General features: G+C 65.4%; 19 protein-coding genes. 9 read left to right on the forward strand and 10 right to left on the reverse strand.

The genetic code is table 11. The annotated features are described in order from the left end of the window. Positions 1-121: 121 nt before the first annotated feature. From NCG91_RS12340 to NCG91_RS12385, 10 genes are all read right to left on the reverse strand, one after another. Positions 122-1,429, reverse strand: coding sequence for a tetratricopeptide repeat protein (locus tag NCG91_RS12340; RefSeq protein WP_251349899.1), 1,308 nt, complete (start codon positions 1,427-1,429; stop codon positions 122-124). Positions 1,430-1,590: 161 nt separating this feature from the next. After that, entirely contained in the window at positions 1,591-2,724 is a 1,134-nt protein-coding gene (locus NCG91_RS12345; RefSeq protein WP_251349900.1) for an ABC transporter ATP-binding protein, read from the reverse strand. Positions 2,725-2,733: 9 nt separating this feature from the next. Further along, positions 2,734-4,050 carry an MFS transporter gene (locus NCG91_RS12350; protein WP_251349901.1) on the reverse strand — a complete coding sequence of 439 codons (1,317 nt, stop codon included), beginning with the start codon at positions 4,048-4,050 and terminating at the stop codon, positions 2,734-2,736. 26 nt (positions 4,051-4,076) lie between these two features. Further along, positions 4,077-4,913, reverse strand: coding sequence for a carbohydrate ABC transporter permease (locus NCG91_RS12355; RefSeq protein ID WP_251349902.1), 837 nt, complete (start codon positions 4,911-4,913; stop codon positions 4,077-4,079). Between the two features lie 12 nt (positions 4,914-4,925). Continuing rightward, positions 4,926-5,795 carry a carbohydrate ABC transporter permease gene (locus NCG91_RS12360; RefSeq protein ID WP_099665202.1) on the reverse strand — a complete coding sequence of 290 codons (870 nt, stop codon included), beginning with the start codon at positions 5,793-5,795 and terminating at the stop codon, positions 4,926-4,928. Positions 5,796-5,802: 7 nt separating this feature from the next. After that, complete coding sequence (locus NCG91_RS12365) at positions 5,803-7,062, reverse strand: ABC transporter substrate-binding protein (protein WP_251349903.1); 1,260 nt, start codon at positions 7,060-7,062, stop codon at positions 5,803-5,805. Between the two features lie 132 nt (positions 7,063-7,194). Continuing rightward, positions 7,195-8,208 (reverse strand): SIS domain-containing protein, encoded by a 1,014-nt coding sequence (locus NCG91_RS12370; protein ID WP_071079063.1) that lies wholly within the window; start codon positions 8,206-8,208, stop codon positions 7,195-7,197. Then, positions 8,198-9,310: an N-acetylglucosamine-6-phosphate deacetylase gene (nagA, locus tag NCG91_RS12375; protein WP_251349904.1), complete on the reverse strand. Its 1,113-nt coding sequence runs from the start codon at positions 9,308-9,310 to the stop codon at positions 8,198-8,200. Before nagA ends, NCG91_RS12370 begins: the two co-directional genes overlap by 11 nt. Continuing rightward, positions 9,307-10,041 (reverse strand): GntR family transcriptional regulator, encoded by a 735-nt coding sequence (locus NCG91_RS12380; RefSeq protein ID WP_070282815.1) that lies wholly within the window; start codon positions 10,039-10,041, stop codon positions 9,307-9,309. The genes nagA and NCG91_RS12380 overlap by 4 nt, the downstream gene beginning before the upstream one ends. 2 nt (positions 10,042-10,043) lie before the next feature. After that, complete coding sequence (locus NCG91_RS12385; RefSeq protein WP_251349905.1) at positions 10,044-10,916, reverse strand: glucosamine kinase nucleotide-binding domain-containing protein; 873 nt, start codon at positions 10,914-10,916, stop codon at positions 10,044-10,046. 348 nt (positions 10,917-11,264) lie between these two features. Between NCG91_RS12385 and NCG91_RS12390 the strand changes: the two genes are divergently transcribed. The 9 genes from NCG91_RS12390 to bufB all read left to right on the forward strand — a co-directional run bounded on the left by NCG91_RS12390 (position 11,265) and on the right by bufB (position 19,389). Next, positions 11,265-11,552, forward strand: a complete 288-nt coding sequence (locus NCG91_RS12390) for a hypothetical protein (RefSeq protein ID WP_029496217.1) — start codon at positions 11,265-11,267, stop codon at positions 11,550-11,552. Between the two features lie 230 nt (positions 11,553-11,782). Then, the gene (locus tag NCG91_RS12395) at positions 11,783-12,307 is read left to right on the forward strand and encodes a hypothetical protein (RefSeq protein WP_251349906.1); all 525 of its coding nucleotides are present in this window, start codon (positions 11,783-11,785) and stop codon (positions 12,305-12,307) included. A gap of 51 nt (positions 12,308-12,358) precedes the next feature. Beyond that, positions 12,359-13,993, forward strand: a complete 1,635-nt coding sequence (locus tag NCG91_RS12400) for an AAA family ATPase (protein WP_251349907.1) — start codon at positions 12,359-12,361, stop codon at positions 13,991-13,993. A gap of 1 nt (position 13,994) precedes the next feature. Continuing rightward, complete coding sequence (locus tag NCG91_RS28025) at positions 13,995-14,690, forward strand: general secretion pathway protein GspB (protein WP_285817120.1); 696 nt, start codon at positions 13,995-13,997, stop codon at positions 14,688-14,690. A 130-nt stretch (positions 14,691-14,820) separates the two neighbouring features. Next, positions 14,821-16,278, forward strand: a complete 1,458-nt coding sequence (locus NCG91_RS12415) for an alkaline phosphatase family protein (RefSeq protein WP_251349908.1) — start codon at positions 14,821-14,823, stop codon at positions 16,276-16,278. Between the two features lie 120 nt (positions 16,279-16,398). Then, on the forward strand, positions 16,399-16,935 hold the full coding sequence (gene mobB, locus NCG91_RS12420; protein WP_077400616.1) for a molybdopterin-guanine dinucleotide biosynthesis protein B: 537 nt from the start codon (positions 16,399-16,401) through the stop codon (positions 16,933-16,935). A 57-nt stretch (positions 16,936-16,992) separates the two neighbouring features. Continuing rightward, on the forward strand, positions 16,993-17,193 hold the full coding sequence (locus NCG91_RS12425) for a YjfB family protein (RefSeq protein ID WP_034781856.1): 201 nt from the start codon (positions 16,993-16,995) through the stop codon (positions 17,191-17,193). A 253-nt stretch (positions 17,194-17,446) separates the two neighbouring features. After that, entirely contained in the window at positions 17,447-17,749 is a 303-nt protein-coding gene (locus tag NCG91_RS12430) for a BufA1 family periplasmic bufferin-type metallophore (RefSeq protein WP_251349909.1), read from the forward strand. 17 nt (positions 17,750-17,766) lie between these two features. Then, positions 17,767-19,389, forward strand: a complete 1,623-nt coding sequence (gene bufB, locus NCG91_RS12435) for an MNIO family bufferin maturase (protein WP_251349910.1) — start codon at positions 17,767-17,769, stop codon at positions 19,387-19,389. The last annotated feature ends 2 nt before the right edge of the window (positions 19,390-19,391 follow it).

The following is a 19,391-nucleotide window of genomic DNA, read 5'->3' on the forward strand; positions in this document are numbered from 1 at the left end:
TTGACGTCAGCCCATGCCGCGTGGCCAGGGCGGCGATACCCATTCTTGGGTGGATGGTCGAAAAAAAAGCAGCCCCGGCCTGAGCCGGGAACTGCCTTGCGTCTGCTTGAGGGCGCAGGAATTACTGTGCCGCTGCTGCCGGTGCCGCCGCCGCTGCCGTGGCAGGACGGTTCAGCCACAGGATCCAGTAGCGGGCCAGGTCGCCCACGCCGTCGCCGCCCTTGACCGTTTCCAGGACCTTGATGGCGTCGTCTTTCTTGCCGGCCATTGCGTAGGAGTAGCCAAGGCGCAGCTTGGCGTCTTCAGCACGTTTCAGGCCGCCCTTGGCGATGCCTTTCTGGATCAGGTCGATACCTTTGTCGAATTGGTCCATCGTCACGAAGGCGTAGCCCAGGTTGATCAAGCCCGTGCCATCCTTGCTCTTCATGGCCGACGCTTCGCCGCTGGCGATGTTTTTCGCATCGTCGGCGGCAGCCTTGTTGGCCTGGTCGCGCAGTTTCTTGTGCTTGGCAGCATTCGCGCCCGTGCCCAGCACGCCTTTGGCAAAGCCGGCGTCGATGACTTTTTTCGCTTCCGTCGGGAAGGCGTTTTGCAAGGCGATTTCAGCCATGTCGCTGTAGTCCTGTGGCGGCATGGTGTCGACGGCCTTGAATTGCAGGCGCAGCACGTCCAGCGCGAAGCGGTCGGAGTAACCGGCCTTGCCTTGCAGGCGGCCCAGCAGGTCGCTCCAGTAGTCATCCGACGGGTAGTAGCGCACCAGGTTTTCCATGGCGATCAGGTAGGTGGCCGGATCCTTGCTCTTCGAACCCGTGTTGGCCAGCAATTGCAGTTCTTCGATGGTCGGCGTCTTGCCCGCTTGCTGCTTGGCCGTCACGTCGGCCATCAGTTCCTGCTTGGCGCGCGCGAAATCATTGCTGAAGTAATACGCGCGGATGATGTAGGGACGCACGGAGGCTACGTCGCCCGTTGCCGTCTGGTAACGGGTAAACCATTTGATGGCGTTCGGGTAATCCTTGGCGTTGTAGTGATAGTTCGCCAGCGCCTGGATGAAGTCGCCTTCCGATTTCTTGTCCAGCTTGCCCGATTCGATCACCGCTTCCAGTGCCGTCATGGCCATAGGCGCATTGTTGGTGGTCGAGGCCAGCGCCACGCGCAGGCGGTTCAGCACGAACGTTTCATACGGCGTCAGGGCCGGCATGGCGGCAGCCTGGTCGATGCGGCTTTGCACGTCGGCGTAATTCTTGGCATCCATCGATGCCTTCACGGCGGTCGGATCGAGCAGCTTGAACACTTCAGGGCGCACCGAGTCGGCCGGAGCGGCAGCGGCAGCGGCTGGCTTGGCATCCTGCGCGTGCGACAGGGATGGCAGGATATTCAGGCCGATGGCGGCCAGGAGCAGGCTAAGACGGGCAAGACGGAATTGGGACATGGGTTATCCTTCAATCAATAACAAAAATACGCACCTGCACTGGCAGCCGCAACATCGTGCAGTGGCATTGCCAGAGGGGCAAGGAAGCTCGAAAAAACACACATTCTGCCAGTCTGCCTGCATAAGTCAAACAGAAGCGGCATGATACGAAGCGGCTATTGTCACATAAACGGCTGAGCGGGTGCGGCAAACGTGCGCGCCAGGGCTTGCCCTGCGGCATCGAACAGCAGGCAGCGCTGCGCCGGCAGATGCAGGCGCATGGCGTCGCCCGCCTGGCGCAAGCCTTCCTCGGCCGGCAGCTTGACGGCCAGCATCTCGGTCACGCCCGGCATGCTGGCGTAAACGATGGCCACGTCGCCCAGGTATTCGACATGGCTGACGGCCGCGTCGATGACGTTCTCGCCTGCAGCGTCCCCGTCCTGCAGGACGACGTGCTCGGCGCGCACGCCCAGGGTCAGCTGGTCGCCCGGCGCCACGCTCCCGCCCTGCGCTTCGACGTCGATCACGGCGCCGCCGGGCAGGCGCACGGCCACCGAACCGGGGCCGCTGGCGACGGCTGTGCAGGCGATGAAGTTCATCTTCGGCGCGCCGAGGAAGCCGGCCACGAACAGGTTGCCGGGATTGTTATACAGCGCGTGCGGACTGCCCACCTGCTCGATGCGCCCGCCGTTGAAGACGACGATGCGCTCGCCCAGGGTCATCGCCTCGACCTGGTCGTGCGTGACGTAGATCATGGTCGTTTTCAATTCCTGGTGCAGGCGCGAGATTTCCACGCGCATCTGCACGCGCAGCGAGGCGTCGAGGTTCGACAGCGGTTCGTCGAACAGGAATACCTGCGGCTTGCGCACGATGGCGCGGCCGATGGCCACGCGCTGGCGCTGGCCGCCCGACAGATCCTTCGGCTTGCGTTTCAACAGCGGCGTGATCTGCAGGATCTCGGCCGCGCGCTCGACGGCGGCGCGCACCTCGGCCTTCTTGTGCCCCGCCAGCGAGAGGGCGAAGGCCATGTTTTCGAATACCGTCATGTGCGGGTACAGGGCGTAGCTCTGGAAAACCATGGCCAGGCCCCGCTCGGCCGGCGCGATATCGTTGGCCAGCTTGCCGCCGATATGCAGCTCGCCGTCCGTGATGTCTTCCAGCCCCGCGATCATGCGCAACAGGGTTGATTTACCGCAACCGGACGGCCCCACGAAGACGACGAATTCGCCGTCGCGGATATCGAGGTCGATGCCGTGGATGACCGGGTGCTTGTCGTCGTACAGCTTGACGATGTTCTTTAACGCGATATGTGCCATGAAGTGGTTCTATCCTAGCTGGCGCTGGCCGGCGCCCGTGTCAGTCTGGCCGGAGGCATCCTTCGGTCCGATGCGCATGAAGCGCGACAGGATCAATACGGGCACGGCCGACACCAGCACCCACAGGAAAAAGGTCTTGTAGCCGAGCGCCGTCTGGATGTCGCCGCTGATCATCTTGAACAGCACGAAACCCAGCTGCATCACGCCGGTGGCGAACGCATAGTGGGCCGTCTGGTACTTGCCGACGGAGACCACCTGCATCATGAACAGGATCAGGCCGACGAAGCCGAAGCCATAGCCGAACATCTCCACGCTGAGCGCGGCCGTGATCAGGGTCAAATCGGTGGGCATGCTGTGGCTCAGGTAATAGAACACCAGGTTCGGCAAATTCATGGCCAGGATCAGGAAGAACATGGCGCGCTTGAGGCCCAGCCACGACGTGAAGTAGCCGCCGCCGATGCTGCCCAGCAGGAATGCGACGGTGCCGGCCGTGCCGTACACGGCGCCCACTTCCGTCGTCGACAGGCCCAGTCCCCCCAGTTCGCGCGCTTCGCGCAGGAACAGCGGGCCGATGGTCTGCACTTGCGCCTCGCCCGCGCGGAACAGGATGATGAAGGCGATCATGCCCCAGATGCCAGGCTTTTTCAGGAAGTCCACCAGCACGTCCCACAGGGTGCGGCTGATGCCGGCCACGCTCTTGTCGGCCACGGCCGCATTGCGCACCTGCGGCAGCGCCCACAGGTGGTACGCGGCCAGCGACAGCATCATGGCGCCGATGATCAGGAAGATCACCGACCATGCGGGCTTGATGCCGATTTTTTTCTCCAGGTAGCCGGCCAGGATCACCAGGCCGCCCAGCGAGATGAATTTGCCCGCGTTGAAGAAGGCGCCTTGCCAGCCCGCGTAAGCCGCCTGCTGCTTGTCCGACAGGCTGGCGATATACAGGCCGTCGCAGACGATGTCGTGCGTCGACGAGGCCAGCGCGGCGACGAACAGCACGGCGATGCAGGCGGCAAACCACAGCGGCGTTTGCAGGGCCAGCGCGATCAGGCCCAGGCTCAGGCCACCGGCGAACTGGAACAGCACCACCATGGTCTTCTTGCTCGACGCCAGTTCCAGGAAGGGACTCCACAGCGACTTGAAGACCCAGGCAAAGCCGATCAGGCCCGTCCAGCGGGCGATCTGGTCGTTCGGCACGCCCATGCTCTTGAACATCAGGCCGGCCACCAGGGCCACGGCGTAGAACGGCAGGCCCTGGGCGAAGTACAAGGTCGGCACCCAGGAAATCGGGCTGCGTTTGCCAATGTTGGTGCGCTTGTCGTGCATGGAGGCTTCCTTATCGAGAGACGTTTTCATTTGACTGCGCCGTCCATGCCGCGCATGAAGAAGCGTTGGGTAAACAGGAAGGCGAGCAGGGTCGGCACGATGGTGATCAGGGTGCCGGCCGCGATCACGCGCGTGCTGCTGCCGAAGGTGCCGCGCAAGTACAGCACGCCGACCGACAGGGGGAATTCATCGGGCTTGCTCATGACGATCGACGGCCAGATGTATTCATTCCACGATTCGACGGCCGTCAGGATGCCGACGGTGGCCAGCCATGGCGTAATCAGCGGCAGCATGATGCGGCTGAAGATCACCCATTCGGAGGCGCCATCGACCCTGGCCGCGTCGATCAGGTCTTGCGGCACTTCCTCGAACGCCTGCTTGAGCAGCAGGATGGCCACGGCCGTCACCACGTTGGGCAGGATCACGCCCGTGTAGGTGTCGACCAGGCTCATTTGCGTGATGGTGATGAAGTTGACGAGGAAGTTCACTTCCGACGGCAGCACCAGCGTGGCCAGGATCAGGCCGAATACCAGTTTGCGGCCGCGGAATTTCAGGCGCGCCAGCGGATACGCGGCCAGTGAGCACAGCAGCAGTTTCCAGAACACGGTGAACACGGCGATCAGCACGGAGTTCTTGAAGAACGACCAGATCGGGATCGCATTGAACACTTCGATGAAGTTGTCGAAGGACGGCGCCTTCGGCCAGAAGGTGGGCGGGAAGGCGAAGATATTGCCCTCCGTGGAAATGGCCGTCACCAGGGTCCACCAGAACGGGAAGACGCAGACGACGGCGATCGCGCACAGCACGGCATAGTGGCCCAGTATTTGCAGGCGGGTTTTCAGGGGGCGGGAACGTTTTTGCATGGTCATTCCCGATCAACGGTGCTTGGGTTTGAGGTAGCGCAGGCACAGCAGGGCGATGCCGATGCAAAATAGGGACACGACGAAGCTGGCGGCCAGCGCGCGCGGCAGTTTCAAGTGCTTGAGGCCCTGGTCGTACGCGTAGTACAGCGCCGTGAAGGTGGAATTCATCGGGCCGCCCTGAGTCAGCACGTCGACTTCCTGGTACGCCTTCAGGGCCGCCAGCACGGACAGGATGGAGCACAGCATGATGGTGGGGCGCAGCATGGGCACGGTGATCTTCCAGAAGCGCTGCCAGCGGTTGGCGCCATCGAGCATGGCCGCTTCCTGCATGTCCGACGGAATCGATTGCAGCGCCGCCAGGTACATCACCATGTACCAGCCCAGGCCGCGCCAAAGGGTGACGAACATGACGGCAAACAGGGCCAGGCTGTCGTTCGACAGCCAGCCCACGGGTGCGTTCACCAGTTTCAGGGTCAGCATCACGTAGTTCAGCGCGCCCTGCTCGTGGAACATGAAGCCCCACATGATGCCGACCACGGATACGGTCGTTACCACTGGCACGTAGAAGGCGGCGCGGAACAGACGGATGCCGGGCAGGCGGTTGTTCACCAAGACCGCCAGGGTGATGGCGCCCACCTGCACGAAGGGCACCATCAGCAGGAACATCAGCGAATTCTTCAGGCCCGAGACGAACATCTCGTTATTGAAGATGTAGCGGAAGTTATCCAGGCCGACGAAGCGCGTCTCGCGTATCAGGCTGTAGTCGGTGAAGGCCAGCACGGAGCCGTAGCCGACGGGCCAGAAGGAAAAGGCGGCCAGCAGCAGCAGGGCGGGGGTCAGGAACAGCCAGGCTTGCAGAGTGTGGCGGTGGGAGAATGTCATGGTGTCCTCAGTGGCGCGGCAGGGTGGCCAGCTTGCGGTTCCAGATGGCGACGGCCTGGTTCAGCGCCTGCTTCACGTCCTGCTTGCCCGTCACGCCCGCCTCGACGGCTTTCACCAGCGAGCGGCGCAGCTCGTCGTAGTCGTCGATGCCGGCCACGTACAGGGTGCGCGAGTGGCCCATCGACAGGGCGCCGGCGGCGACCGCCTTTTCGGCCGCGCCCGCGTTGGTCGGCGTGGCGAGGAAAAACGGATCGGCCGCCGCTTTCACCGTGGTGGGGAAGACGCTGGCCTGGCGCGCGAACGCCAGCTGGTTTTCGTCGTTCGTCAGGAAGCGCGCGAACTTGCCGACCGATGGCAACTGGCGCGCCGGCACGCCTTTCGGAATGGCGAAGTGCACCAGCCAGCCGCCGTCGGCGATGCCGGTGGGGCCCAGCGGCGCGGGCGCCACGTCTGTGATGGCGTAGATGTCTTTCGCGTCGCCGCGAATGCGCTGCATGGCCGTCGGCGGCGCCAGCAGCATGCCCAGGCGGCCGCCCTTGTAGGCGTCGATCACGGCGGGAAAATTATCTTCGGCGAACAGGCTTTCCTTCAGCAGGCCGCCGACTTTATAGGTGTCGGCCAGCTTCTGCACCAGCGCCACGTGCTGCGGCGAATTGAAGACGGCCCGGTTGTCGGTGATCACGGCCAGGCCCTGCTGCATGAACAGGCCATCGATTTTCGACAGCGCGGGGGCGATGCCGGCCTTGCCCGTGCGTTGCGCGATCTGGCGCGCGAACGCCAGCTGTTCATCGAGGCTGGCGGGGCCGCGCGCGAGGCCCGCCTGCTTGAAAATGGCGGTATTGAAGGCGATCACCGCGACATTGCTGTACATGGGAAAACCGTAGGTGCCGCCCTTGAAGCGCAAGTCCGCCAGGGCGCTGGGGATGTAGCTGGCGCGCGCCTCTGCGATCAGGCCATCGACGGGTGTGAGCAAGCCGTCGCGCGCGAATTCGTCGGCCCAGGGCACGTTCAGGCTGACCAGCGCGGGCGGCGTGCCGGCCACGATGCGCGTGACCAGCTTGGTCTGGATGACGTCCCACGGGAAGTCGATCCATTCGATCTTGACGCCGGGATTCTGCGCCTCATAGCGCGCCACCACCGCATTGAAATACGGCGTGAACTTGGGCTTCATGCTGAAGGTCCAGAATTCGATTTTCTCGGCAGCCCATGCCTGCGGCGCGAGCAGGCCCGCGCAGGCAACAACCGCCAACAGTCTCTTGATCGTCATTTTTATCCTGGAGCGCGAGGCTCCAATGTCCATGAGTCCGCGGCGCGGGTACATGCCCTTGCCGTCGCTTATATTCGGGTGCTACGGACGGCAGCCGCGCCCCGTGCCGGGGGCGCAGCTGCCGCTTGCTGCTTAATTGGTTTTGGTGACCTTGCTCAGGTGACGCGGCGCATCCGGGTCCATGCCGCGCGCGGCCGACAGTTTGGCCGCCATCACGTAGAAGGACTGGATGGCGACGATCGGATCGAGATCCGGCGTGGCCGCCACGGGCAGGGTCAGGTCGCGCTCGGCCACGTCGGCGGGGGCCGCCAGCAAGACCTTGGCGCCGCGGCCGCGCATCTCGGTTGCCAGCTGCAGCAGGCCGGCTTGCGTCGGGCCGCGCGTGGCGAAAATCAGCAGCGGGTAGCCGTCTTCGATCAGGGCCATCGGGCCGTGCTTGATTTCGGCGCCGCTGAAGGCTTCCGCCTGCAGGGCCGAGGTTTCCTTGAATTTCAGCGCCGCTTCCAGCGCCACGGGGAAGCTGATGCCGCGGCCGACGACCATGATGTTGCGGGCCGGCGCCAGTACGTCGATGGCGGGCGACCAGTCGACGCGGGTCGCTTCGAGCAGCGCTTCGGGCAGCGCTTCCAGGCCCGCCTGCAGTTCGGGGTCGTTCTGCCACTGCGCCACCATGCGCGCGCCGGCGACCAGGCTGGTGATGAAGCTCTTGGTGGCGGCGACGCTTTGTTCCTTGCCCGCGCGCAGGGGCATGGCCCATTCGGCGGCGTGCGCCAGCGGCGAATCGATGTCGTTGACGAGGGCCACGGTGGTGGCGCCGCCGTCGCGGAAGTAGCGGATCGGCTCGACCACGTCAGGGCTCTGGCCCGATTGCGAGATCGAGATGGCCAGCGTGTCGCGCGTCACCAGCGGCGACTTGTTCAGGGTCACCAGCGACATCGGCAGGGACGCGACGACACGGCCCAGGCGCGCCATGATCAGGTAGGCGACGTAGTTGCAGGCGTGGTCCGAGCTGCCGCGCGCGATGGTCAGCGCGGTCGAGAACGAGGTGCTCCTCAATTTGCGGCCCAGTTCCGCGTAGCGTTCCGTGTCGCTGGCCAGTTGCAGGGCGACGCATTCGGCGGCGGAAATGGCTTCTTTAAGCATCATTGAGGTCACAGATTTCTCCTTCTATATACACAGCTTTGAGTTTGAGATCGCGATCGAGTACCACCAGATCGGCGTAAGTACCGGGGGCCAGCCGGCCGCGTTCTTCCAGGCCCAGGTAATCGGCGGCGTTGGTCGACACGCGCTTGGACGCGTCGGCCAGGTCCAGTCCCAGTCCCACCAGGTTGCGCAGCGCCTGGTCCAGGGTCAGGGTGCTGCCCGCCAGGGTGCCGTCGGGCAGGCGCACGCCGCCCATGCACTTCTGCACGGCGTGGCGGCCCAGCATGTATTCGCCGTCCGGCATGCCGGTGGCGGCGGTGGAATCGGTGACGCAGTACAGGCGCGGGATGGCGCGCAGGGCCACCTTGATGGCGCCCGGATGCACGTGCAGCAGGTCGGGGATCAGTTCCGCGTATTCGGCGTGCGCCAGGGCGGCGCCGACCATGCCCGGCTCGCGGTGATGCAGGCCGCTCATGGCGTTGAACAGATGCGTGAAACCCATGGCGCCATGTTCCAGCGCGGCCACGCCGTCTTCGTACGAACCGAGCGTGTGGCCGATCTGCACGCGCACGCCGGCGTCGGCCAGGGCGCGCACCAGGTCCAGGTGGCCGGCGATTTCCGGCGCCACGGTGATGACGCGCAGCTTGGCCAGCGTTTGCAGGCGCTCGATTTCAGCCAGGCTGGCGGCGCGCGCGTAGTTCGGCTGCGCCCCCAGCTTGCCGGCATTGATGTACGGGCCTTCCAGGTGGGCGCCCAGCACGCGCGCCGTGTTCGGGCGGCGGTGGTTGGCGGCGATGCCGATGGCCGTCAATGCCATGTCGATATCTTCCGGCGGCGCCGTCATGGTGGTGGCCAGCAGGCTGGTGGTGCCGTGGCGCGCATGGATGCCCGCGATGGTGTACACGGCTTCGCCGCCTTCCATGATGTCCTTGCCTGCGCCGCCATGCACGTGCAGGTCGATAAAGCCGGGCAGGATGTAATCGTCGCTGTTGCCCGACGGGTGGAGCGAATCGCCCGTGATGCTGTCGACCCGCTCGCCGAAGGCGATGGCGCCGTGGATCCAGCCGCCGGGGGTAAGGATATTGCCTTTGATAGTGCTGCTCATCTGCGCGACTCCGCTACGAATTCATAATAATCACTGCGGCAATACGAGTGGGTCAGTTCCACCGCTGCGCCGTTGTCGAGATAACTGACACGGGTGATGTGCAGCATGGCTTCACCCGTCTTGATATTGGCCAGCTTGGCCTGTTCCGCCGTGGCGTTGACGGCGCGGATATGCTGCAGCGCGCGCATCGGGATGGTGCCGCGCGACTCCAGGTAGCCGTACAGCGAATCGGTGACCTGCTGCGGGTCCGGCATGTACAGCGCGGGGATGGTGGTCGTTTCGATCGCCATCACCACTTCGTCGGCCGTGCGCAGGCGGCGCAAACGCGCCACCGGCATGTGCGGCGACAGTCCCAGCGACAGCAGTTCCAGCGGCGCGGCCGCGCCGATGTCGCGCTGCAGCCAGCGCGAGCCGGCCGTGAAGCCCCGCTGGCGCAATTCTTCCGAAAAGCTCGTCAGGCGCGACAGCGGCTGTTCCAGCTTGGGCGTGATGTAGGTGCCCGAGCCGCGCTTGCGCGTCAGCATGCCCCGGTCGCACAGCATGTCGATGGCCTTGCGCGCCGTGACGCGCGAGATTTCCAGGATGTCCGACAGCACGCGCTCGGAAGGCAAGGCCTGGTTGGCGCGCCAGTCGCCGCTGGCGATGCCGTCCGACAGCATGTTCGCCAGCTGCATGTAGAGCGGCGTGTCGCTGGCCGGATTGGGTTTGAAGGCGGACAGTTTGGCCAGCATGGTCATTGCTCCTGCAAGTGCTTGCGTATCAGGCGCAGGCCGCCTGCGGCCGAGTCGCCCTGTGCCGGCACGACCAGTTGCAACAGTGCCGCCGGCAGATAGCTCGACAAGGGCGCCGCCAGGCCGCCGCACAGGGCCACGGGCAAGGCGCCGGCCGGGTCGAGGGCCCTGGCGATGAGGGCGATCTGCTGGCCCGCGTCCACCAGGATGGCGCGCGCCACCGCATTGGTGGCCGCGTGTTCGAGCACCAGGCGCGCCAGTTGCGCGAAATTGGTCTGGCTGGCGGCCGCCAGCCACACCTGCATGGCGTCGCGCTGGCCGCCGCAGGCATCGATGATGGCCGTGGCGAAGGCGCTGCCGGGCACGCGGCCGTCGGCCACCTGCTGCGCATGGTTGATGGCGCGCATGCCGATCCAGGCGCCGCCCGCTTCGTCGCCGGACGGGAAGCCCCAGCCGCCCACTTCATGGCGGCTGCCGTCCGCGTGCAGCACTTCGCCCACGCTGCCCGTGCCGATGGCCACAATGGCGCCCGGCTGGCCCGCATGCGCGCCCAGCAGGGTGGTCAGGGCGTCCGATTCGAGCGCGACGGCGGCATAGCCGGGATTGTGTTCGATGAAGCTGGCGGCCCACTGCTTGTTGTGCACGCCGGCCAGGCCCAGGCCGATGGCCATGCGCTGCAGCGGCGGCTGTTCCAGTCCGGCGGCGCGGAAGGCCAGGGTGACGGCATGCGCCACGGACGTCCAGGCCCGTTCGATGCCCAGTCCCAGGCCGGATGGGCCGCTTTGTCCCTGCGCCAGTTCCTGGCCGTCGAGGCGCGCCAGGCGTACGCGGGTTCCGCTGCCCCCGCCGTCGACGCCGATTATGTATTCGATCATGTTGTGCAGTCCCGCGTTTGGTTGATTGCGCCTGTCTCGGTTCTTTTATTTGTCGGGCGGCGAAAAAGCTGAAGGCACTATATTGTCGCTCCGATGGCTTGTCAACAGGTATTTAAGTGGTATTAACAAATGCGTTGCGCGCTGTCGCCGCATGCCCGAGGGCATGATTGCAAGTGATTGTTAATAAAGGGATTTTTATGCTTGCCGAATGGTATTGAAATTGGCCTTGTTTAATGCCAATTTTTTCAGACTGGTCTGCGCCGCGCGCGGTAGTGTTGCTTCCGCGCATGCTTGGCAAGGGACGCCATGAAGAGTAAAGTCCGCCTTTTACACCTGAGTTGGAAGAGCATGATGAACGACAAGGCAGCAAAGAGCGATTACTGGGACGACTGGCAGCAAGAGGCGCTGGCCGCTGGCGTGTCGGCGCCGCTGGCTGCGCTGGGCATGGAAATGATGCGCACGCACCGCAAGAACCGCTGGCCGAAGGATTTCCTGGGCCGCGAAAGCGATGGCCCGGTCATGATCGAAATGTGCCTGGAAGACGAAGCGGAAACGGAATTGTTCTTCATCGAGAACCTGTATCCCTACGATGCGGCGCTGATCGAAAAGACGCGCCGCCGCCTGTGCCTGCACTGATAGTGCGCTGACGCGCGACTGGAACGGCCGCCTTGTGCGGCCGTTTTGCTTTTCGGGTGGCATTTTCATGGGGGAGTGTCATAATGGCCCAGGCATTTCCGCCCAGGTATGGAGTAGATAATGAGCAAGGCACAGGACAGCAAGAAGGAAGCCAAGAAGGAACCGGCCAAGACCATGAAGGAAAAGAAGGAAGCCAAGAAGGTCAAGAAAGAAGAGCGCAAGCGCTGATCATGCGCCTGCGTCGCTTACTGTCGCGCCCGTGGCGTGCGCCGGCCCTGCTGGCGGCGTTCGCCCTGCTGGCCGTGGGCGCGCCCGTGTCCGGCGTGCTGGCGCAGCAAAAGCCGCCGCCATCCACGTTCGGGCAAGTGGTGGGCAACGCCGTGCTGTGCATCGACCAGATCGACAACAAGGCCTTCTATGCGTATCTGCTGACGGCCTTCGGCCCCGCCTACAAGCATGAAGGGGGCGCTTACTGGTTCCGCACGGACGCCACCTTGTGGGGCGCGCCGATTACCGACGTGATCGTCAGCGACGATACCAGTCCCCTCGTCTTCATGGGCGTGGTGGCGGACGCGACGCCGGAAAAGCTGGAACCGGCCATCCGCGGCGTCTCGGGCCTGCGCTTCAATAAGCTCGACAATTCCGCCTTTCCTGTCCGTGGTTCCGTGCCTGGCAGTAAAATCGTCTACTTCCGCAGCAAGGCGAAAGTGTATTGCGCCAAATACAAGCCGTTGCCGCCCGCCCGCACCCGATGAGGGGTTCGGCTTGCCGCCGCGCATTTTGATCGTTTCATCCGCAGGGTCTCCATGTACACGCATTATTTCCAGCTCAAGCAATCGCCGTTTTCGATCGCCCCCGATCCGCGCTACCTGTTCATGAGCGAACGCCACCGCGAAGCGCTGGCGCACCTGCTGTATGGCGTGGGCAGCGGCGGCGGCTTCGTGCTGCTGACGGGAGAAATCGGCGCCGGCAAGACCACCGTGTGCCGCTGCTTCATGGAACAGATTCCGGAAAATTGCCAGCTCGCCTACATCTTCAATCCGAAACTGTCCGTCGAGGAATTGCTGCTGTCGATCTGCGAGGAATTCCGCATCGCCCTGGCGCCCGGCGTGGCCAGCGTGAAAGGCTATGTCGACGCCATCAATGCGCACTTGCTGGCCAGCCATGCGCAGGGCAAGAATAATGTGCTGATTATTGACGAAGCGCAAAACCTGTCCGCCGCCGTGCTGGAGCAGCTGCGTTTGCTGACCAACCTGGAGACGAGCGAGCGCAAGTTGCTGCAGATCATACTGATCGGCCAGCCGGAATTGCGCGCCATGCTGGCCCGTCCCGAACTCGAACAGCTGGCGCAGCGCGTGATCGCCCGCTATCACCTGGGTTCGCTGACGGCGGACGAGACGGCCAGCTATATCCGCCACCGCCTGGCCGTGGCCGGCAGCACGGCGCAGACGCCGTTTGCGCCGCGTTTGATGGCGCAGATCCATGCCTTGAGCCACGGCGTGCCGCGCCGCATCAACCTGCTGTGCGACCGCGCGCTGCTGGGCGCCTACGTGGAAAACCAGCCGCAGGTGACGCGCCAGATATTGCGCCGCGCCGCCGGGGAAGTGTTTGCGGAAGAGGGGAAGTCGGCTGCCGGACGGGGTCTGCGCTGGCCGCACGTGGCCGGTGGCGTGCTGGCCGGCGCCGTGGTCACGGCCGCGCTGGCTTGGCATTTCATGCCGCGCCCGTCCGCCGTGCCCCCTGCACCTGCCGTGGCCGCCTCTGTGCCGGCCGTCTCCGCCGTGGCGGTTGCCGCCGCGTCTGCCCCCGCACCGGCCAGCGTGCCGGACCGCAACGCCGTGCTGCGCCAGCTGGCCAGCCTGTGGGGCGAGCAGTTGCCGGCCGGTGACGCCTGCCAGGCGGGCGCCCGCGCCGGCTTGCGCTGCCTGCATAGCCGGGGCGGCATCGCCGAGCTGCGCGTGCTGGACCGTCCCGCCATGCTGGCCTTGCGCGACGGGGAGGGGGAGGAGCAGCTGGCGCTGCTGACGCGCGTGCAGGACGAGATCGCCACCTTGATGCTCGATGGCAAGCCGCAAAGCGTGCCGCTGGCCCAGCTGGCGCAGCGCAGCGATGGTAGTTTCACCACCTTCTGGCGCGCTCCGCGCAGCTGGCGCGACGAAGTGCCGCTGGGCGCCCGCGGCGCCGACGTGGACTGGCTGGCGCAGCGCCTGGCGCAACAACAGGGCTTGCCTGCGCCGGCCGCCAATCTGCCGCTCGATGCCGAGATGCAAGGCCTGCTGCGTGCTTTCCAGCAGCGCCAGAACTTGCGGGCCGATGGCCTGGCGGGCCCGAAAACATTCATACGCCTGATGCAGCTGGGTGACAATTCGGAGCCGCGCCTGAGCAGCGCGGCTCCTGCCGTGGCAGCGCCCGCTGCGACGGCGATGGTGGCGGGGAAATAAGATGTCCTACATACTTGAAGCACTGAAAAAATCGCAAGCCGAGCGCCAATTGGGCGAATTGCCGTCGATCCACGCACCGCAAGTGCCGCTGCACGATGCCGCCGCATCCGGCGCCGCGCGGCGCGCGCCCGTCTGGCTGGCGCTGGGCGGTGTGACGGTGGCCGTGGCAGCCGCGCTGCTGCTGTGGCAGCCGTGGCAGGCGGGCGCGGCAGCACCTGCGGCCGTCGCCCCTGCCTTGCTGGCCCAGGCCGTGCCCGCACCGCTGCCGGCAGCGCCGCCGCCTGCTGTCCCCGCGCCCGCGCCCGCGGCTGTGCCCGTACCCGTGCCACCGGCGGCCACTGCCGCGCCCGTGCACCATGCCAGGCCCGTGCCGGAACCGAAGCAGGAGACGCCAGGCCAGGCCGCTGCGCCTGTCCCCGCTCCCGCTCCGGCTCCGGCCATGCCCGCGCCCGCGCCGGCGGCCGAAGAGACCGTGCCCGGCATGCGCGACTTGCCCGAGCCGATACAGCGGCAAATCCCCGCCATCGCCATCGGCGGCTATATCTATTCGAAGAATCCGGCCGACCGCCTGTTGCTGATCGACAAGGTTTTGCGCCACGAGGGCGAGGAACTGGCGCCTGGCCTGGTGCTGGAAAAGTTGCAGCCGAAGGCGGCCATCTTCAGTTTCAAGGGCTACCGCTACCGCGTGCCATATTGAGTTGTTGCGCATCAAGGCCGGGCCGCCATAGCTGAACCATACTGGCCAGGCCTGGTCGAACCAGGGTCGCTGCGACCGTGAGCGCGGCCGGGGAGGTCCGATGATTGCTGCCGCAACTGCTGGCGAGGGTGTGCTTGATGCACAGGGCCTGGGAAACCTGGCGCGCATCGACCATATCGTCGTGCTGATGATGGAAAACCGCTCGTTCGACCACATGCTTGGCTACCTGAGCCTGGAAGGTGGGCGCACCGATATCGATGGCTTGCAGGCAAGCCATGCCAACGTGCATGCGGGCGTGCGCTACCCCGTGCACCATTTGCTGCGCACGGCCTTTGGTCCGCAGCAAGACCCGTCGCATACGGGCATGTCGGTGGCGCAGCAATTGCAAAACAATAACGGTGGCTTCGTCGACGATTATGCGCAAACGCATCCGGGCGACCCCGACATCGACCTGGTCATGGGCTACTACAACGGGGCCGACCTGCCCATGTACGATTTCCTGGCGCAGCAATTCTGCGTCTGCGACCGCTGCTACAGTTCCGTGCCGGGCGCCACCTGGCCCAACCGCCTGTATGCGGTCAGCGGCAAGGCGGCCGGCAGCAAGGACAGCAAGCGCGTGCCCCTGTATGCGAACAAATCCTTCGTGCGCCACCTCGAGCGGGCCCAGGTCAGCTGGAAGTTCTATTCCGCCTGGAGACCCTGGAGCCTGGCGCTGACGGACGACCATTACCGCTCGTCCGACATGTACGAACCGTTCGGCTCCAGCGCCCGCCGCTATGGCTTTATCGGCGATGCGCTGGCGGGCGCCTTGCCCTCGGTCAGCTGGATCGATCCCCATTTCTTCGACAATGACGACCACCCGCCGGCCGATATCCGCGCCGGCCAGGCGCTGGTGGCGCAGGTCTACCAGGCCCTGTCGCGCGGTCCTGCCTGGGCGCGCACCTTGCTGATCCTCAGCTATGACGAACACGGCGGCTTTTTCGACCATGTGCCGCCACCCGTCGCCGTGGACGACGACCCCGCGTTTCGCCGCTACGGCGTGCGCGTGCCCATGCTGCTCGTGTCGCCGCTGATCGTGCCTGGCAGCGTCAGCCACGAGGTGGTCGATCACGCGTCGATCATCAAGACCATCCTGCAGCGCTTTTGCCGCGCCGCCGATGGCGCCTTGCCCCAGATGGGCGCGCGCGTGGCGGCCGCCAGCGGCCTGGGCGCCGTGCTGACCCTGGCGCAGCCGCGCGCGGCGCCTGCCGTGCCCGCAGCCGTGCAGGCGCAGCGCGCCGCATGGGAAGCGGATGTGCGGGCGCAGGATTTCGCCCCGCTGGCGCTTGCTTCCCCGCCGGATGGCGCGCTGGCCGCCGCTGTCGCCGTTCCCTTCCAGTCCGATGCGGAGGCGGGCGCGATCGCCGCCCACCGGCAATTGGCGCGCAGGGCGAGGAATGCGCAGGCGGCGGATGGTAGAACGGCGAGTAAAACGGCAAGTCAAACGGTGGGAACGGCAGCGCCGAAGCCGGTGGGCAGGCGCCGGCGGCAGGGCGGCAAGCCGGGGCCCGCCAGTGCCAGGAATGGCGGGAAATCCGGCGGCGCTTGAGTTGCGCGATGAGTTTTGCGCGATGAGTTGCGCGATGAGTCGGGCGATGCGCGGCGCCTGCGCCGGACGGCGGCGCCGGTGGGCTGCGTATAATCATTCCTTCTCAATCAAGGAGTGACCATGCACGATGCGATGCCCGCACACCCGGTACTCGGTGTGATCGGCCGTTCCGGTAGCGGCAAGACGACCCTGCTGGAATTTGTGGTGAAGGAAATGGCGGCGCGCGGCTTGCGCGTCAACCTGGTCAAGCACAGCCACCATGACCTGGCGCTGGAACCGCCGCAAAAGGACAGCGCCCGCCTGCGCCTGGCCGGCGCGGCGGAAGTGCTGGTGGCCTCGCCGTACCGTTTTGCCATCGTGCATGAACTGCGCGGCGCGCCGGAACCCAGCCTGGCGCAGCAATTGGCCCGCATGGGGCCGGCAGACCTGACCCTGGTGGAAGGCTTCAAGACGGACCCGATTCCCAAGCTGGAAGTATTCCGTCCAGAAGTGGGGCAGGCGCCCCTGTATCCGCATGACCCGCATGTGATCGCCGTCGCGTCGGACAGCCCGGCGCCGGCCGATTTGCGCGAGGGCGTGCAATGGCTGGACTTGAATGCGCGCGAACACGTGCTGGCCTGGTTGCTGCTGCAGTTGGAAAATAAGCTGGAAAAATAAGCTAAAGGTTTGCCGGCGGCATCCGTTAACAAGGGTAGAACCTCATTGGAGAAACGTATGGACGTCGGAAGCATTGCTCAACTGTCAACCACGATGGCGGAGACAGGCACGCGGCAAGCCGTCGGCTTGACTGTCCTGAAAAAAGCCCAGGATATCCAAAGCTCGACCGCCACGGCCTTGCTGGCAGCGTTGCCACCGGTACAGTCGGCGCCAAGCCTGCCGGCTCACCTCGGCAACCGCATCAACACGACCGCCTGAGCGCAGTCCCGCGGCGCCCGTCTGGCGCTCGCATTGCTTACGCCCACACCACCGTCATCGACGGTGGCGCGTGGGCGTTTTTGTCTGCAGCCTGCCTTCCTTCCATTTTTCTCTCCGCCCCTGTCAAGTTGATTAATTGACCATGGTTCGCCATGGCACGGCCGATTCAGTAGAATGGCGTCCATCACCTCGCGTTGCCCATCAGCGCAGCCCGGGGCGTGCCATTACTTTGACCCATGCAAGAGGATTTCCCATGAACAAACGTCAAGCTCTCATCGCCGCCGCCCTCGCGGGCATCTGTGCCGGTACCACCCTCAACGCGGCCGCGCACGATGGTCCCGCCCCTGGCGACAAGGAAAAGTGTTATGGCGTGGCCAAGGCAGGGCAGAACGATTGCGCCTCGTCCGACGGCGCGCACTCCTGCGCAGGCCAGGCGGAAGCGGACAACTTGCCGACGGAATGGACGTATGTTGCCAAGGGCACGTGCGAACAGGCGGGCGGTTCCGTCAAGCCCATCAAGGCCGGCACGGCGGCAAAACCGGCCACGCAGCCGTAAGCATCCGTCGCCTGCCCATGCCGCCGCCAGTTCAAGCGCTTGCCGGCGTCGGCTTGCGCGCCGCGCACTACCGCGACTTTCTGGCGCGCCGCCCCAGGGTGGGCTGGCTGGAAGTACACACCGAAAATTATCTGCAGCCGTCGGGCTGGGATAACCATGTATTAGACACCCTGCGCCAGGATTACCCCATCAGCCTGCATGGCGTGGGCCTGGGCCTGGGATCCGCGCGCGGTTTTTCCGACGCGCACCTGCAGCGCGTGCGCGCCGTGGTCGAGCGCATCGAGCCGGTCCTCGTGTCGGAACACCTGAGCTGGGGTGCCGTGGCGCAGCAGCAACTCAATGATCTGTTGCCGCTGGCCTTGAATGGCGCCGCCCTCGATTTGCTGTGCACCAGGGTGGGGCGCGTACAGGATGCGCTGAAAAGGCCGATCTTGCTGGAGAATGTCTCCACTTACCTGCGTTTTGCCGACGATGCCATGAGCGAGGCGCAATTCCTGGCGGAGCTGGCGCGCCGCAGCGGCTGCGGGCTGCTGCTCGATATCAATAACCTGTATGTGAACCAGTGCAACCACGGCGAAGACGCCTTGACGGCCATGCTGTCCATCGCGCCGGGCAGCGTGGGCGAGCTGCACCTGGGCGGCCATCTGGTAACGCCGCATGCCGTGATCGACCATCACGGCGCCGCCGTGGCCGATCCCGTCTGGGACTTGTATGCGGCCGCCTTGCAGCGCTTTGGCGCCATTCCCACGCTGGTCGAATGGGATACGGACTTGCCCGCCCTCGATGTCTTGCTGGGCGAGGCGGACAAGGCGCAAGCCATGCTGGCGCGCCATGCGCCGCCAACGTCACGGCAGGGAGTAGCGCTGCCGTCCCCGCCGCCGCCCGCGTCGCTTGATGCGCTGGCGGCCGGCCAGCAAGCGTTTGCCACGGCCTTGCTGGATGCCGAGGCAACATTGCCACCGTTCGCGGGAGAAGCGGTGCCGCAGCGTTTTGCACTGTACCGTGGCAATATGAGTGCCACCTGGCGCCGCACCCTGGCGCACGCCTATCCCGTCGTGCTGGCGCTGGTAGGCGAGGAATTCCTGGGCGGCTTGGCGCGCGCGTATGGGCGGCAGATGCCATCCGATAGCGCCGATTTGAACCAGTTTGGCGCCCGTTTCGCCGATTTTCTGGCCACTTTCCCGCATATCTCCGACTTGCCCTATCTGCCGGACATGGCGCGCCTGGAATGGGCCGTGCACCTGGCCCATTACGCGCCCGATGCGCAGGGCCTGGCGCCCGAGTCGCTGGCCGCCTTGCATCCCGACCAGCTGGAAGCGCGGCGTTTCAGCTTGCATCCCGCCTGCGCCTTGCTGGCATCGGATTGGCAAGTGGCGGCCCTGTGGCAGGCGCATCAGGAGGGAGAGGGGCAGGGGAGGTTTCCGCAGGATATGCAGGTGGCGAGCTGCGCGCTCGTATGCCGGACGCGCTGGAAGGCGCAGGTGCTGCTACTGGATGCGGCTGCGCATGCCGCCTTGCTGGCGTTAAGGCAGGGGCAGACGTTTGGCGCCGCGCTCGATGCGGCGTTCGAGCTGGACCCCGCATTCGACCTGGCCGCGCACTTGCGCCAGTGGCTGGCGCGTGCGGTGTTGACGACCTGACT

The organism is Janthinobacterium kumbetense (assembly GCF_023703445.1).
Lineage (GTDB): Bacteria > Pseudomonadota > Gammaproteobacteria > Burkholderiales > Burkholderiaceae_D > Janthinobacterium > Janthinobacterium kumbetense.